We start from the raw sequence: 16,324 nt of genomic DNA on the forward strand, positions 1-16,324 counted from the left end.
TTAACGTGCAAGGCAAAATGCTAAATGCGATACTTGTTTTAATCGGAATAGGCATGCTGTTTCCGACTCGATTGGAGCAACTATAGAATCGTTTGGGAAACCTTGCCTGTGGTTCGCTACTTTGGGAACAGCTTGTTAATTGTCGCCGTTAGTACGATCGTCGGAACAGGGATCACCATCTGCGCAGCGCTTGCGTTTTCAACTTTTCAATTCTATGGGAAAAATGTGCTGCTCTCCATTCTGCTAGCGTCGCTTGTGTTTCCTCAAGAGCTGCTGCTTACTTGAAGAATGCCGAGGGGATCGCTCTCGACAAGGCCGTGGTTTCCCCTTCATTCGCTGCCGGAACGGTTCTGACGGTGACGTCGGCAGCAACAATAAAAGTTGGTGATACCGTAACCTTCAAGGTGGATAAGCCCGAAACGGTCAAGAACTGACGATTTCTACGGACGGGCTCGAGGTCGGGAATTATTTATTGCTCGCCTGGATGCGTTCCGGGTCGAGGCTTTTCGCATGAATCGCTGAAGGTACATATGCCGTTGCGCATGGACACGTCACACATACTATGTCTTGTATACCCTTGCCCGAACCTGAGGGGGTGAATGGATTGGCGATTCGCAGCGGGAAACGCGGCTCCCGCGTTCGCAAACCGAAATTCGCGGGTAAAGGACGAAAACGGCCGATCCGGCATTCGGTATTGGAGCAAGCGCCGGCCGAGCATCGGGTTCAGGAGCCAATCGATTTCTGGCAGACGCCGATCGTCTCCGTCATCGTGCCGGTGATGAACGAGCGCAGGACGCTGCGCAGGGTGATCAGGGAAGCGTTCCGCGTTCATCCGCGTACGGAAGTGATCGTTGTCGCCAACGGCTCGACCGACGGATCGCTGGAAATCGCGAGAAAAAGCAGGGCCAGGGTGCTAGTCCACGACCGACCGCTCGGCCACGACGTCGGCCGATCGATCGGCGCGCGGGAAGCGGCGGGGGAAATTCTGTTGTTTATCGACGCGGATATGGTCATTCCCGCCGCGAAGCTTAGAGCATTCGTCGACGCGGTGGCCGGGGGAACGGATGTTGCGCTGAACGATTATTCGGGACCGGTCGATCTCCCCGTCGTTCACGGCGTCGTGCTGGCCAAACACGCCTTGAATACGCTGCTGGGCAGACCGGATCTGGCCGGGGCTTCGATGACGGCCATTCCTCATGCGATCAGCCGACACGCTTTAACGGCTTTAGGCAGCTCGGCACTGTCCGTGCCGCCTCTCGCGCATACGATGGCGATCCGCAAAGCGCTGAAGGTCGAACGAGTCCAACCGGTTAATGTGGGAAGGCTGAATCCGGTGCGTTCCCGAAGAGAACGCACCAACTCTCTGGAGCCGTTGATCGTAGGCGATCACCTGGAGGCGATCCACTGGTGGCTTAAGCAGACGGATTGCAGAGGCGGCTACGAAGACGGCTCCCGCCAACGAGGGAGGGTGAGATAGCGCGATGAAGAAAAAGCCCCGTACGACCAAACGGGCCGTCCGGCCGACCTCCCGAAGGAGACTGGCCCGCCCGTCCAGGCCGCGCAGCAGGAGATCTCGTCCCAAAATCGGCAGCGCAAAGCGGAGAGCCGCGCCCTTGCGTCCGAGCACGGGCGAGCGCGCGGATTACGCTGCAGGGATGAACGAGGGTGCGGCATGGCGCGGAAATCCGTCCGCAGCTCCGGAGAACCTTCGCGAAGCCGTCTTCGAAGGATGGAGACGAAGATTTCGGGAGCCCGGAGGAGGGAAAAGAACGGCGATCTGGCAGCGAACGCTACGGCGAGGCCGGCAATATGCGGAGGGGTTCATGCAAGGGGCCGGAATGCGCGCCGCGATCTGCCCGATCCCTTTGCGGAGGAAAGCGGCGGCCGTCGTGCGCGCGGGGGAGGACGAAGCCGCTCTGTTCCAAACGCTGTCGCGTCTCGAGGCTTTGCCGCTGCAGGAAATCGTGGTCGTGGCGAGTAGCCCGACGGAGCGTCTGTACGCCGCGGCGAGAGGGTTCACCAATGCGGTTGTCGTCGGCTTGCCGGACTCGTTGGACCCCGATATCGGACGGGCTCTGGGCGCAAAACTAACCGCGGCCGACATCATTCTGTTCGCCGACGGGGAGCGGCCGGCCGAATCCGAGCAGCTGGCGCGTTTTTTGTGGGAGTGCGACGGCAAGCTGGACGTCGTGCTGAACGACCTGGGCTCGCGGATGGGGACTTTCCGCCGCCGCGGAGGGATCGAGCGGCTGCAGGAATTTCTGAACGCAAGCTTGAGAAGAGAGGATCTGAAGACCAACTCGCTGTCCGTGCTGCCGTTCGCCTTATCCCGACAGGCGCTTGATGCGCTGGGCGCGAGCGCTCTCACCGTGCCGGTCAAGGCGCATGCCCAAGCGATACTGAAGGGGCTGCGGATCGGAACGGGCGGCTTCGTCAGAGCCGAGCTGCCGGCCAATCCTGCCGGTTCCGGATGGAGGAAGACGGCCGGCGATCATGCCGAGGCGTGGAGCGAAGCGATCGGCGTCAGAGGAAGCCGAATGCATTTTGCGGATTCGACGCGCAAACGGAGTTTATTGGGAGAGTGGGGGACATGACCAAAGCTTCCATCATCATTCCGACCTATAACGGACTGGACCTGCTGCAGAGATGCGTGCAGTCGATCCGTCGCCACACCGAACCGCTCCATGAAATCATCGTCGTGGATAACGGTTCCGGAGACGGAACGGCGTTGTGGTGCTTGCGGGAGAAGCTGACACTCGTGTCCCTGCCGCGCAACGAAGGTTTCCCCGCCGCCTGCAATCGGGGGCTGCTCTTGTCTTCCGGAGATACGATCGTGCTGCTGAACAATGATACGGTCGTTACGCCGAATTGGCTGGGCAACTTGTCTTCGGCGTTATACAGCGATTCGAATATCGGCATCGTCGGTCCCGTCACGAATTATGCCAGCGGCTCGCAGCAGGTTCATTATCCGTTCGAGGATCTGGAGGAGTTTCAAAGGATCGCGGAAGCGGTCAACGTATCGGATCGCGCGAAGTGGAAGCGGGTCGAACGGATCGTCGGACTGTGTTTCGTTTTCCGCAGGGAGCTGATGGAGAAAATCGGCTTGCTGGACGAAAGGTTCTCGCCCGGCCATTACGAGGACGACGACTATTGCCTGCGGGCCAGGCTTCACGGATTCGGCCTGCTTGTCTGCCACGATGCCTTGATCTACCACGAAGGAAGCGCCAGCTTCAAACGGGAAGGCTCCTTGCAGCAGTCGCTGCTCGTCGAAAGAAATTATCGGATGTTTATCGATAAATGGCAGCTTGATCCCCGGGCTTTTGTCTAAAAACGGGCTGTCTGTGCCCCTTATTACGAGGAGGTATTGCTTTTGAAGGCTGTCATCTTGGCGGGCGGCACGGGCACTCGCCTGAAGCCGCTCACCTATTGGACGAATAAACACCTGCTTCCTATCGGAACGTATCCCATGATCTGCCACGGCGTCACGAAGCTGAGAGAAGCCGGCATACGGGATATCGTCGTCGTGACGAACCGCTCCGCGCTCGGCAGCTTTGCGGACATTTTGGGCAGCGGCAGGGATTGGGGCGTGTCGATCGTGTACCGGGTCCAGGAGGAGGCCGGCGGGATCGCGCAGGCTCTGGAGCTGGCGCGGCCGGTGATGACCGGGAACGATAAATTCGCCGTGCTGTTGGGGGACAATTTGTTCGAGGAAAGCCTGCTTCCCTATTGCGAGCAGTATGAGAAACAATCCGAAGGAGCGATGGTGCTGCTGAAAAAAGTCGCGGACCCGCGCAGATACGGCGTTCCGCTGCTGGATGAGGAAAGCGGCCGAATCGTGACGATCGAAGAGAAGCCCGAACAGCCGAAATCGGATTATTGCGTGACCGGCCTTTATTTCTATGATACGGAAGTGTTCAAAATGGTGGACGGAGTCAAGCCTTCCCGGAGAGGCGAACTGGAAATCACCGACGTTAACAACGCCTATGCTTCGGCAGGCAAGCTGACCTATCGGGAGCTGACGGGCTGGTGGACGGATGCGGGGACGTTCGAGTCTTTGGAAGAGGCGGGAAGGAGACTGAAGGGGGCGATCATATGACGGAGCCCAGCTTGCGCAAGCCGGTTAAACTGGCAGCCGTTCCTTCCATTTCCCAAACGCGGAAAACCCGCGCGCCGGCCAAGGCGGCGGTTAAGCCGAAGGGCGTCAAGTCCGCCGCGCCTACGAAGCCGGGAAAGCCGCCGCTCAAGAAAGCTCCGCGCAAAGCTGCGGGAGGAAAAGGAAAGGGCAGAGCCTTCTCTCGAAGAAGGCGCGTCAATGGAAAGCGGAAAATGCCTGTTGCGATGCAGTCCCGCTCCGAGCCGCCGAACGACCTTCCGCAGGATCGCAGACGCAGCTACGAGCAAGGGTTTCAGGAAGGATTGATCGAAGGCGGCGAGCGATTGCTGCAGGAGCATCTGCCTTCGGATATGATTATTCCGGACATTACGGCGAGAGAAGCGATCGCCGCCGGAATCGAAACGCTCAAGGAGCGCGGCATTCCCTTGCTGGACAGCGCCGCGGTCTACGAGGAATTGGAGGCCGCGCTGCGGGAGAAGCGGTCGTACGCCTTTATTCGTCTGGGAGACGGAGAATTGCTGACCCTGGCCCAGGAAAAAGTTCTCTCTCTGGAGGAAGTGCGGCGCGCGGGACAATTTCTTCCTTATGCAGGCGTGACGATTCCGAATCCGGAGGCGCGCGACGAGCTGGCGGAGTGCATTAAGGTGGCTTCGCTGGTCGGGGTGCCGATGTCGCGCCATCCCTATTTTCAACCTTTGCTGTTCGCCGTCCTGCGCGCGCATGGCATCGATTACCGGGAGCTTCGGTATACGACGTCTACGATGAATTACACGATGGCTGAGCAGGGCCTGCTGCTCCGTTTGTTCCATGGACGCAAGATTTTAATCGTCGGGGACGTGGCCGAACAGCTGCGGCAGGCGCTGGCCGACAAAGGGCTGGAAGTGGTCGGAACGGTAACGCCGGTCAACGGCTATTACGACGTTGCGCGCGTCGTGGCCGAGGCGATGCAGTACGATTACGATATCGCTCTCGTTGCCGCGGGCATTCCGGCGATTCCGATCGCGGTTCATCTGGCGGGCATGGGCGGCAAGGTGACGTTCGATTTCGGACATCTGGCCGATCGAATGGCCGGGCTTGCGAGACCGGAAAGGCAATAAGAGGGGAGGTGGGGAAATGGCCGCGACGAGAACGAGGGTCAGGCGAGCAAGACGGCGCCGGGATTTACGCGGAAGGCTTCGGAGGCATCGCGAGGCGCTGCAAATTCGCTATCGCGACGGCTACGGGGACGGGTACAGGGAAGGCGTACAATCCGGACTGCAAAACTATCCGATACGATTCGAAGGAACGAGTATCGTCATTCCGACCTACAATCAGTTAAGCATGATTAAAATGTGCGTCGAAAGCATTTTCGAACATACGAATTTGCCTTACGAGATTATTGTGGTGGACAATGCGTCGACCGACGGCACGGAAGCTTATTTGCGGAAATTGGGCGGGCAGGTTCGTTACCGGGTGCTGGAAAAAAACCTCGGCTTCGCGGGAGCTATAAACGTCGGTATGATGATGGCCAGGGGCAGTACGATTATGCTTCTGAACAACGATACGCTGGCGACGGAACGCTGGCTCGATAATCTGATGAGCTGCTTGAACAGCGACGAGTCGATCGGCATGGTCGGCCCGATGACGAACTATATCAGCGGAGACCAGAAGATCGACGTTCCCTATACGAATATTGCGGATATGCCCGCGTTCGCCAGGGAATATAACCGCTCCAACCCTTCCCGGTGGCAGAGAACGGATCGTCTGACCGGGTTCTGTCTGCTGTTCAGGAGAGAGCTGTTCGAAGCGATCGGGTATTTCGACGAAGGCTTCGAGATCGGCAATTTCGAGGATGACGATTACAACATCCGGGTCCGGCTGCTGGGAAAGAGTCTGGTGATGGCCCAGGATACGTTTATTCATCATTTCGGCAGCGTCAGCATGAAGGCGCTGGGGGACGATCGGTTTCAGGAAGTGAACCATCGCAACCAGCAATATTTCACGGACAAATGGCGCAATCCGAACGAGTGGATTCAATTCGTTCGCCGGAAATCCGCCCTGCTGGAGGGGAGCGCTCCGGATTCGACCGCTTTTTATCCGGAGCGGATCGTCGTGCAGGGCGGCGGGGCGAACATTTATTGGATCGAGCGGGGACAGAGAAGGCTCGTGGATGGCGTGGTTTCTTTTCCCGCGGTCCGGCTGTCCCAGATCGATGTCAAACGCTGGCCTGTCGGAGACCCGATCTCCGTCGGGGAAGCGGAGGAGAAATGGCGGGGACTGGACGGCGAATCGGACTGGGAGTCCGGCGTCGTGCAGCTGCGCGACGGGACGCTGTTCTATGCGCAGAACGGTCAAGCAAGGAGGATTGTCAGCGCATCGGTTATGAGAGCCTGGCAATTGCATCTTAAGCCGGCGCGGACGATCTCTGCGGAGGAGCTGTCGGAAGCGGAGGAAGGGCTGCCGATTATCGCCCCGCCGCTGCTGAAGCAAGGACTATAGCAACGCGCTCGTCAGGGCTTGTTGTCGGCTACCTTCGCGTAGCTGGCGATAGGCCCTGACTTCGTTTTGTCGCCGAAGGCGATGCGCAATGTAGGCGATTGCTCCTGTGGCAAGCGCTGATTGACGGCATATGCTGTATGGAACTAGACTCGCCGCTCGATGTACGATAAAGCATTTTCGCTTAAGGGAGGGCATGGCTGGCATGCAAGAGTTGTTGACCGAAATCGTCGTCCACCTCTCCAGATCCCATCAGCAAATGGCCAGAATTCTGGATGCCAAACGGCAAGTGGCCGTACGAATGGCTCATCTCGTTCAGGCGCTGCCGGATGAGCATCCGCAACTGAACGGCTTAAACGGGCTGCTGGATAGTTCGTCCAACGTGACGAAAAACGTTATTTCTTACTTGAACAGCCTCGCGGATTTGCAGGAAGCCGTCGCCGAGAGCATGACCAGCGTAGTCAAGGCGGCCGGAGGTTCCAACGACGAGGAGTAATTGGCGGCGCCAGAAAGGAGGGGGATGAGATGAACCGGGAGGAAGCTTACCATCTCACGCTCGACGCCATAGCGAAAATGCAGTGGAACGTTGCCATGATTTTGGAGGCAAAGGCGGCGGAGGCGGAAAAGGTTCGCAATTGGCTCTGTACGCATATTACGAACGATACGTACGAAGCGCATAACGATCAGCTCTCGACTTGCTTGCAGTGGAACGAGCAGAACATCGAGGTTCTGGACGGGTTGACGAAGCTGTGCAACGGACTAAGCCGCAATATGAAGGTGATCCTCAATCCGGATACGGAAGAGTCTGACGGCATGGGCTCCATGTTCGAGGGCTTCGATATGGGAGAACGCGACAGATGAACCGGCCGGATCGGGAATGGGAAATCAAGCTGCAGTTGATGGGCGCGATCTCCAGAAGCCAAGAGGCGTTAGCGAAAATATTGGAAAACGTAGCGGACGTGACAGATCATGTCGGCGTCTCCCCCGCGACCTTGCGGGAGCACCTGCGCGTGCTCAACGGAATGCAGGGGGCGCTGCTGAGGACGGTGACCGGGCAGAGCTGGCGTCCGCCTGTCATCGGAACGCCGGCCGCGCCCTGGTTATCCGAAGCGGTCAGACGCAAGTAACCAAGCGACTGGAGGTGTCCCGGATTGAAGGGGAAATCGCGTTCCGCCCACGGCGGCGGAAGAAGGAAATCCGCGTCCGGCAAAGGCGGCAAGAAGGCGGTCAAAGCCGTTCGCAGAGGCAGGATCGGATCGGGAAAAGGCAAAGGCAAGAGCAGGAGCAAGCTTCGTCCCCGCAAAGGTACGCTTAAGCGCAATCTTCGGAGAAGCCGGGCGGGCAGAGCGCGGACCGGTAACGGCGGCGGAGGCTCTTCGTATCAGGCGGGCTTTAATCAGGCATACAACGAAGGCTATAACATCGGCTTCGCCAAAGGCTTCGAGGACGGCCATCAATTGGCGTACGAGCAGCAGGTTTGATCGGATAAAGGACTAATGAAGCGCGATTTTTCAAATTTTTGCAAAGTTGGCTTGACAGAAATGTAGGTAATGTAATAAATTAGCTAAAAACAGGATAATTTGACGCGAGGAAGCACCACGCCGACTGGGGAGACATCCCTTTGTTTGCTGGTGTTTTTTTATCGCCGTTTGTTCGCAATCTGTGAGGCAGGGGAGGATCGTTGATGAGAATAATAGGTGTCTTGCTAGTCGGGCTTCTAATGGTTGCCGGCGGGATGCCGGGGAAGGCGGGCGCCGCCGCTTCGGAGACGCCGTTCAAGGACATTTCCAAGCGGCATTGGGCGAGGGGGCAGATTGAAAACGCCGCTTCGCGAGGCTATGTCGAAGGATATCCGGACGGGACGTTTAATGCCAAAGCCTCCGTTACCCGCGCGGAGTTCGTCAAAATGACGGTCGAAGCGCTTCGTCTTCCGCATTCGCAGGGCGGATTTCCCTGGTATCAGGGCTACATATCGGCCGCACTGGAGTTCGGCGTGCTGGACGAAACGGATTCTGCCGATTACGAGAAGCCGATCAAGAGGATAGAGATGATGCGCATCATCGCCCGCGCTTTGGCGGCGGAGACCGTCTACGGCGAATATCTGGCAAGCTTCCAGTCGCTCAAGAAAGGGGATATGCCGTTTGAAGACCGGCAGCAGTTCCAGAACCGGGATGTGCCGTATATCGCTTTGGCATACGGCTCCGGCATCGTCAACGGCTTCCCTGATCGGACGATGCGGATCCATAGCACCGCTACGCGGGCGGAGGCGATTGTTTTGATGGAGAGCTTCCTGGAGGTCCGCAAGCTTGATCCGCTCTCGCGGGAGCGGCTGCTAACGTTCAGCTCGACCGGCAATACATTCGAAGCAACGAAAATCGAACCTATGCAGGAGGAACAGTCATGAAAAAAATTATTGCAATTAACAAAAACAAATATAGTGTCTCTAGAGGAATAATGAAAGAAAAGATTTTGGCTGTATTGCTCATGTCGCTGTTAATTATCGGATCTTTGTCTTCTGTTGCCGCATTCGCGGCAGGAAAAAATTCACAGATTCCCAAAGTTGCTAATCAAGAAATTGAAGTTCTAGTTAATGCACGTAAAGTGAAGTTTCCTGATCAGAAGCCTAAGATGGAGAACAATCAGGTACTTGTACCGATTCGCTTCGTTTCGGACAAGCTGGGGGGAAAGCTCGATCTGAAGGGCAAGGAAATCACGATCGTCAAAGGCGATCGGACAGTAAAATTGGTCATCGGCGCGAAGACGGCGACGGCAAACGGTAAGGAGCTTACACTGGGCATCGCAGCCAAGGCAGTTAACGGACGGACGTATGTGCCGCTTCGCTTCATTTCCGAAGCATTGGGTGAAAAAGTGGAATGGGACAAAGCGACACGATTTGTATGGATTGGAAGCAAGGATATTCCGGAACTTAGTGATCTGATAAAGCCTGTGAGCATTAATCCTTACAAGAAGTATTTTAAGGATAAAGAATTTTTGATGGACCTTTGCTATGGAGGTTGCAAACCCGCAACTCAGGCATACGTGGTTACGGCGGACGATCTTCCATTTGCCGTCAAGGGAGAAGCGTATTTTCGATTTAATGTGTTCACCGACCATCTTGGGACGTGGATTCGGGCGACGACAACGGATAAAGGTGTCATGCCCAATGGTCTGGTTTACTTAAATCCCAAACGAGAAGCTATTAAAGCAAACGGTAGCTATTTCGACGAAGAGAATCAGGGAGATTTCCGTTTTATGTATTATTACGTGTCGAGTCCGGATGATGCTGAAAGAAAGGATTACACGATCCAACAAGCTGATTATCTCTCGATAAGGGCCGATTATCCGGGCTACATTTTGATCGAAAACCCCTTGAAGTAAGAAGTGCGAGTGTAGGAGGCTGAGGTATGCACCAGGGAATGCGTAGAAGAATCCTAAGCATTTTGCTTATCATTTCTTTTTTGGTACCCCTTATACCGCTTGTGCCTCAAGAAGCGGAAGCTGCGATTCTCGGAGGAAATAGCTGGATTCAGCCCAAAGGGTATCCACCGGAGAATCCGGCCGATACAAAGCGCTATGCCGTAGCGTTCATGTACACCGAAATTTGGAGTAAGAATGATGGCACATGGGATTATGAGAAGAAGGTATATAACAATTATTACGGCGAGAAAAACGTAGAAATGGTTCACCCTTACACCTTTAATTTCCCGGGTAGAAAAGTAAAAGACGTCAAAGTTAGAGGCTTCGGCCAAAGTTCCTTAGATGAGGAATACTTTAACAATTCTCGTCCGACAGGAGAAAATTTCATAGAGTACAGGGACCATATTAGCAAGAATATTAATAGCATCAATGTATCTAATAAATCAGGAACGGGAACGAGCGACATTAGTTTTAAAGTTACGGTTCGGGCAGACATGGAGTCTAACGAACAGTATATTGTAACTGAGCAGCGGGATAATCCTTACCCTACGGTCGTACGTCCAATGAAAGTCGTCCGTGTGTTCGTGCCTATCGTCCTTGAATTTGAACTAGAAGCAAATCTTAAGATTACTCACTTTACGACTAGCGGCCAGAATATCGACTCACTATTTAAGAATCTATCACAAAGTATGACCGTTGGGCAGAACTATACGATTGTTCCGGAAACTGTACCGAACTATAAATATGTTGGCTACAAGAAAAGTACGGTCAGTTTGCCTAGCGGTGGGACGATGACGAGCGGACCGCCGGCAACCTTTACGTATGATGGAAAATACGATACGTACTATCTAAATTTATACTACGAACCACAGACCGACGATGGCACGATCAATATTCGGCACATGGTTAAATCCGGAACCGGGGCTTATAGCGAGAAGGGGAAAGAAACTCAAGCGATTAATCCGTTGCCGGCCAATCGAACGGTAAGTCCCAAACCATCATACGGTACGGTTGTGGGAAGCAGCGTTTCGTATGGGACCACTTACTCAGATACGATTAACTCAGCGAAAAATGCGTCGGTAAGTCTCACGGATAAACAGAAAATTGCTTATGTCTCGTTTTTCTATGAGAATGCGGTAACGGGGAACTTTGATATTCTACCCTCTCAAACCATTAAGTGGAGAGAGAACTTTTCCCTGAAGCCGAAGGATTTCGTCATTCCCGCAGCATGTAAATACCTGTATCACGAATATTATTTTCAGAAAGACGGCGCAACGTGGATTAGCAAGAAAGTAACCAGTCAAACGGAAACGACGGCATTTTCTTATTCATCGTATCCGGGAATTTTGGGTGTAGGTACGAACTTCATTTCTATCCGCGTTACGGCGGATTGCGGCAACTCCGGTTGGGTGAACGAGAAGCCGTTGGAGATTACAAGCCCTGCAGACAATCGGCCGCCGGTCTTCTCGGTGGGATTTTTCCAGGAATCGAACCGTACGGGAACGATACCGGATCACCAAGTCGTGATCAATCGCCCGGTTAACCTTAGAGTTATTTATAACAATATGACCAATCCGGCGGAGCCCTATGATCCGGACGGAGATCCGATTACTTATAACTTTTTGTTCGGCAGCAGTACCAGTTCGTGGATTCGCAGTCTGCCTGAACAGTATGGATTATGGGAGCACGACGAGGCATTTTACATGTTGAAAGCGACGGAGCTTGGCTCCCATTCGATTACGGTCATCGCCCGGGATTCGTTCGGCGCCGAGTCCAGAAGAACCACGTCCATTCATGTCATTCCCGAAAATCCGATCCCCGTGATCACGGGGCCGACGAAGGTAAAAGAGATGCGGCCGCTGCCGTCACCTTTTAGCGGAGAGAAAAGCTACAGTCCGATAGGACGCTCGATTTCAGAGTACATTTGGCAAAACAAAAAGGACATTTATACAACGCCCGGCATAGAAACTATTCGTTTGGAAGTCGTAGACAGCGCGGGATTGAAGTCGGAGTACGCGGCTTCGCACCAGCTGACCGTGCTTCCGGACGATCCTCCGATTGGCGTGCTCGAAGTGCCGCCGCTCGGAATAAGGCCAAGCGATTTCAATATATACAACAAATCGTTTAGTCCCGACGGCGACAAAGTCGTCAGTATCCAGTATCGCTACAAATACGACGCGAATAACGACGGCGTATTTGACGAACCGTGGAACGCAATGCCGGGCGGGGATTTGACGAAGGTCGTATTAAGACCGCAAAAGGTAGGGAAATTTCTGCTGGACGCGCGGGTGTGCGAAGACTGGGGAAAATGCGCCTGGGCATCCGACACGCAGCCGGAAAGCGCACGGATCATCGATGTGGTCAATCTTGCGCCGAGCGTCTCCTTCCTGGTCGAGGGCGAGAACGAGATTCCGAAGCCGCCGACGGATGACGGAATTCCGGTCGCGCAGATTTTAAAGTGGGACCTGTACGATACCAATTCTACGTCCAAAATCGTTAACAGCCCGTTTATGTGGCAAAAAGACGGAAAAGCGCTGTTGGCGGGACTGGGCAGAGGCATGGAAACGCAAGTACGAACTTCGGCCTCTGTGGGATTTGGCGGCGGATGGGACGCGCAGTCAGGCTTCTCGTCGCACAGCGATAATGGCCTGGGGCCCAATGGGTTGTCCGCCTATCATACAATAGCAGCCCGAGATTCAAGATCTCAGCCCGTTTTAATTCCGACGAGAGGCAGCAGCACTTTTACAACGGGCGAGGATTACACATCACTTCAGCCGGCAACCTTTAATTCCAAAGTAAGAACCAACAAAACGTATCTCTATTTTGATTATAATCGGCATATTTTTGCACTGAATAAAAGTAAAATACCGGCCTACCATAAGGAACTTGTGATGACTTGCGGCGGTTCTATCGATATGAGCAATTGTAACGGGTATAACTGGGAGCAGAACTTGACGCATTTCTGGGATGGAGAAAATCCCTATGATTTCATTTTGAGTATCGACAAACTGCCCGCCAACCAGTATATGGTGCCTTACTATACGGAGAGCGATCAAAAGAATAGCAATTGGTCGACCAAGGCTCGTAACGGCGATTTTTCCGGTTCGTCGCGCATGGTGGCCAACGGTGCAACGCCGCGCATGTACGAGATCGCCGGAAGCAGAATCTATGTCGTGTATGCACGTACGTTATATGCGTATTACTACAGAACGGATGAAGGAAGCAGGACCAATTACACCAGCGCGAATTACTTGGATGTGCATGTATACGATGCCTATACAGGTGAATTCATCGCTTCATCCTATGACAATGGCGAGCGGATTCCATTAAGCGGTACTTATGCGGATGTTCTCGGCGATGACTTGATCCTTTCGACAAGCGCCGGTATCGGTCAAGTGCTGCAATACAACCGCCAAGGCAAAAATGTGATGAATAAAACCGTCAGTTTGCCGACAACCGTCGAAACCATCGAACGAAACGTTCGTTCCTGGAACGGAGCGATTTATGCTGAACCGGCTGCCGATTTCACTTGCGGTTGGTCGAACAGTGCGTTCTCATTTAAGGATGCGGAGGGCAATAAATACGCGTATGCTATGAATTCATGCAGTAAAGTGGGGCAGACAGGAGTGACGATCGATCCCGCGCTTAATCCGGAATCTTCTGCCGGGTATTATTTAGTTCAGCTAAAGCCGGATTTTACGTTCGGAATCAAAGCGAGGCTTCAGGGAACTTATTACGCCAACGGATGGCCGGGCCCTTATGATCTCAACTTGGAGACGAGCGCGGTTTTGGCGATCAATAATGTCACGAAACAAGCCGTAACCAGGACGGCGGCAGCGGTTCAAGGGTCGATGGGCAACTATTATTACAGTCAGCTGGTCGATTTGACAACCGGAGAGGTAAGTCCTTGGACGATGGGGAGGCCCGCGTCTTCTCAACAAAACTTTAGTTCGCCTTTTTACATCACGTATACAGGAGAATATAAAACGGGCTGGTTATCCCAAAACGTGGATGGCGGAGGATCGAAGCTGAACAGCTGGGCGGGTTTTGAGTATCTCAAGAGAGCCTATAATCCGATCGTTACCGTTAACAGCGCGAGGTACCTGCGTTATGGCGAATACATGGGGGACGGAATCTATCTGTCCATGTACGATACCGATTATCAAATGAGCATGGCCGGAGGCGGACCGGCCGCTACGGCGCATATGTTCCTGGATGTCGGTACGCCTGTGACCACTACTTTGTATAAAGGGTTCCGCTTGGGGCAATTCGTTTCCCCGGATGCGTATGAGGACGCGGAATATACGTTCTCGATGAGGATGGATTCGCCAAAGGAAGACTCGGCTTTGGCCGGATTCTCGTTCCGAATGACGAATCCGAAGTACCGTTATGCGGTAGAGACGGACGGGACCAAGCTATTCCTATCCAAATACGTGAACGGTACGCGAACGGTGCTGGACAGTATCGCTTACCCGTTCCAAGCCCGGACAACCTACAGCTTCAAGATTCTCACGCAGAACAATAAAATCGAAGTGTTCCTGGACGGCGTTCCATATTTCGAAGTGACGGATGACACCTACCAATCCGGTAAGTTCGGCCCGTTCTCGGACAAGTCCTATGTATCGTTTGCCGGCATTGAACAGAAGGATCTCACCAATCCGGACGTCGAATGGATGGCCAGCTACGCCATTTGGGATGAGGGGAAAGCGACGGCCACAGTTCGCTACAGCAACATCACGTATACGGACCCGGAGGATGACCCAGCGGCACGGAATAACCTGTGGACGATTGTGCATACGCCGAAATTTCTGAACAACCAAGGGCTGTCCGCCCTGGACGGACAGACGCTGACAAGCCCGGCCCTGGAGTTCGACAAAGTGGGAAACTACCGCGTGGCGCTGAAGGCCCAAGACGACCCGCATCCGGAGTATCTCTATCCGGATATGACGTTCGGAAGCTATCGGAAGTGGTCAAACGAGTTTTGGCAGATGATTACCGTGCACCGCAGACCGGTCGCGAAATTTACGGTGTCGGTCCATCCGACGGATAAAACGGTGGTATGGCACGATGAGAGCTACGACCCCGATCGTTGGCTCGGTCCGACGAACTTCAGCACGGAGAATACGGGAATCGATTATCAGGCGACAAGAGGCGTGCTGGAATGGCGTTATTATTACGTGACGCCGGACGGCGATATTGTGAATCAGAAGCTCGTTACGCCGCAGGCTGCCGGCAGATATCGCGTCGGCATGCAGGTGAAGGACGAATACAGCGCATGGAGCTACTGGACGGAGCAGACAATCGATATCGAAACGCCGGTGCTTCCGGACGAGCCGCCGATACCGGGATTTACGATTACCCCGTCCACGAGCTATGCGAACGAGCCGTTTACGATTAAGTCCACGGCATGGGACAAGGAGGACGGGCCGGCTGCCAATTTGAAGCACGCCTACTATGTGCGCAATGTGACGGAGAACGGCATGGAGTCGATTCGCTCCGCTGACAGGGGAACGTGGACGACAAAGTTCAGTTCTCTGGGGATCATCGAGATCCGTCAAGTCGTCACCGACTCCAAGGGACAATCCGCGCAGGCCGTGCAGCGCATAACCGTCATTAACCGCAAGCCGGTCGCGGATTTCGATTGGCTGCCGAAGCCGGCGTACGAAGGGGATATCCTGCAATTATTTGACCGATCCGTCGATCCGGACGGCGATCCGCTGTCCTACGTATGGAAAATCACCGCCCCCGACGGCTTCGCCTTGACCGGATTCGCGAGGGAGATGACGATTCCCGGCAATCTGACGGAGAATCGGACCGGCGTATTCACGGTCACCTTAAGCGTCACCGATAACCATGGCGCGGAAGATGCCATTACGAAGCAGATTCCGGTGCTGCCGCTGTCGATCTCAGGACAGGTCGCGCATACGCCCGAATGGGAGAGAAATCGCTTGACCTGGAACGCGAAATATCCGACGAAGTTCAGAGAGAGCAATGTGTTCTGGGCCGGGGAGGCGTTTGTCCTCTCCGCCGTCGTGACGGATACCGGAAGCTCCGCCACGAAGGCGGCGTCCGTGACGGCCCAGGCGACGCCCGATCTGGTCAAGAGTCTGACGGAATCTCCGCCCGGCTCCGCCTCCTGGACAGGGCTGCTCCGCAAAGCGGATACGTCCATCCGGTTCGAAGACATCCCGGACGGGACCTACTCGTTCGTATTTACGGTCGTATACAGTAACGGCGTCGTCAAGACGTCCGCCGTTCCGATCGAAATTCGCGGCATCGTCGATCAGTATGTCAAGGTGCACCGCATCCAGTAGATTT

At 54.6% G+C, this 16,324-nt stretch carries 14 protein-coding genes; all 14 read left to right on the top strand.

Annotated features, from left to right (window positions below; translation table 11 throughout):
* Positions 1-281 precede the first annotated feature (281 nt).
* The 14 genes from ACFFT4_RS23515 to ACFFT4_RS23580 all read left to right on the top strand — a co-directional run bounded on the left by ACFFT4_RS23515 (position 282) and on the right by ACFFT4_RS23580 (position 16,320).
* A complete protein-coding gene (locus ACFFT4_RS23515; protein WP_378051335.1) occupies positions 282-434 on the top strand; it encodes a hypothetical protein in 153 nt (50 codons plus the stop codon).
* 170 nt (positions 435-604) lie between these two features.
* Complete coding sequence (locus ACFFT4_RS23520) at positions 605-1,477, top strand: glycosyltransferase family 2 protein (RefSeq protein WP_378108124.1); 873 nt, start codon at positions 605-607, stop codon at positions 1,475-1,477.
* A gap of 4 nt (positions 1,478-1,481) precedes the next feature.
* Positions 1,482-2,594, top strand: a complete 1,113-nt coding sequence (locus ACFFT4_RS23525; RefSeq protein ID WP_378051337.1) for a glycosyltransferase family protein — start codon at positions 1,482-1,484, stop codon at positions 2,592-2,594.
* Complete coding sequence (locus tag ACFFT4_RS23530; protein WP_378051338.1) at positions 2,591-3,328, top strand: glycosyltransferase family 2 protein; 738 nt, start codon at positions 2,591-2,593, stop codon at positions 3,326-3,328. The genes ACFFT4_RS23525 and ACFFT4_RS23530 overlap by 4 nt, the downstream gene beginning before the upstream one ends.
* Before the next feature lie 42 nt (positions 3,329-3,370).
* Positions 3,371-4,096: a sugar phosphate nucleotidyltransferase gene (locus ACFFT4_RS23535; RefSeq protein ID WP_378051339.1), complete on the top strand. Its 726-nt coding sequence runs from the start codon at positions 3,371-3,373 to the stop codon at positions 4,094-4,096.
* Entirely contained in the window at positions 4,093-5,211 is a 1,119-nt protein-coding gene (locus ACFFT4_RS23540) for a GT-D fold domain-containing protein (RefSeq protein WP_378051340.1), read from the top strand. The genes ACFFT4_RS23535 and ACFFT4_RS23540 overlap by 4 nt, the downstream gene beginning before the upstream one ends.
* 16 nt (positions 5,212-5,227) lie before the next feature.
* Positions 5,228-6,592, top strand: a complete 1,365-nt coding sequence (locus ACFFT4_RS23545; protein ID WP_378051341.1) for a glycosyltransferase family 2 protein — start codon at positions 5,228-5,230, stop codon at positions 6,590-6,592.
* Between the two features lie 202 nt (positions 6,593-6,794).
* A complete protein-coding gene (locus ACFFT4_RS23550; protein WP_378051342.1) occupies positions 6,795-7,085 on the top strand; it encodes a nucleoside-diphosphate sugar epimerase in 291 nt (96 codons plus the stop codon).
* A gap of 29 nt (positions 7,086-7,114) precedes the next feature.
* Entirely contained in the window at positions 7,115-7,450 is a 336-nt protein-coding gene (locus ACFFT4_RS23555; RefSeq protein WP_378051343.1) for an alpha-helical endospore appendage domain-containing protein, read from the top strand.
* On the top strand, positions 7,447-7,716 hold the full coding sequence (locus ACFFT4_RS23560) for a hypothetical protein (RefSeq protein ID WP_378051345.1): 270 nt from the start codon (positions 7,447-7,449) through the stop codon (positions 7,714-7,716). The genes ACFFT4_RS23555 and ACFFT4_RS23560 overlap by 4 nt, the downstream gene beginning before the upstream one ends.
* Positions 7,717-7,740: 24 nt before the next feature.
* On the top strand, positions 7,741-8,070 hold the full coding sequence (locus tag ACFFT4_RS23565; RefSeq protein ID WP_378051346.1) for a hypothetical protein: 330 nt from the start codon (positions 7,741-7,743) through the stop codon (positions 8,068-8,070).
* 203 nt (positions 8,071-8,273) lie between these two features.
* Positions 8,274-8,993, top strand: a complete 720-nt coding sequence (locus tag ACFFT4_RS23570; RefSeq protein ID WP_378051347.1) for an S-layer homology domain-containing protein — start codon at positions 8,274-8,276, stop codon at positions 8,991-8,993.
* Complete coding sequence (locus ACFFT4_RS23575) at positions 8,990-9,967, top strand: stalk domain-containing protein (protein ID WP_378051349.1); 978 nt, start codon at positions 8,990-8,992, stop codon at positions 9,965-9,967. Before ACFFT4_RS23570 ends, ACFFT4_RS23575 begins: the two co-directional genes overlap by 4 nt.
* A gap of 1,463 nt (positions 9,968-11,430) precedes the next feature.
* Positions 11,431-16,320, top strand: a complete 4,890-nt coding sequence (locus ACFFT4_RS23580; RefSeq protein WP_378051350.1) for a hypothetical protein — start codon at positions 11,431-11,433, stop codon at positions 16,318-16,320.
* Positions 16,321-16,324 lie beyond the last annotated feature (4 nt).

The sequence above is a fragment of the Cohnella cellulosilytica genome (assembly GCF_042431195.1).
GTDB lineage: Bacteria > Bacillota > Bacilli > Paenibacillales > Paenibacillaceae > Cohnella > Cohnella cellulosilytica.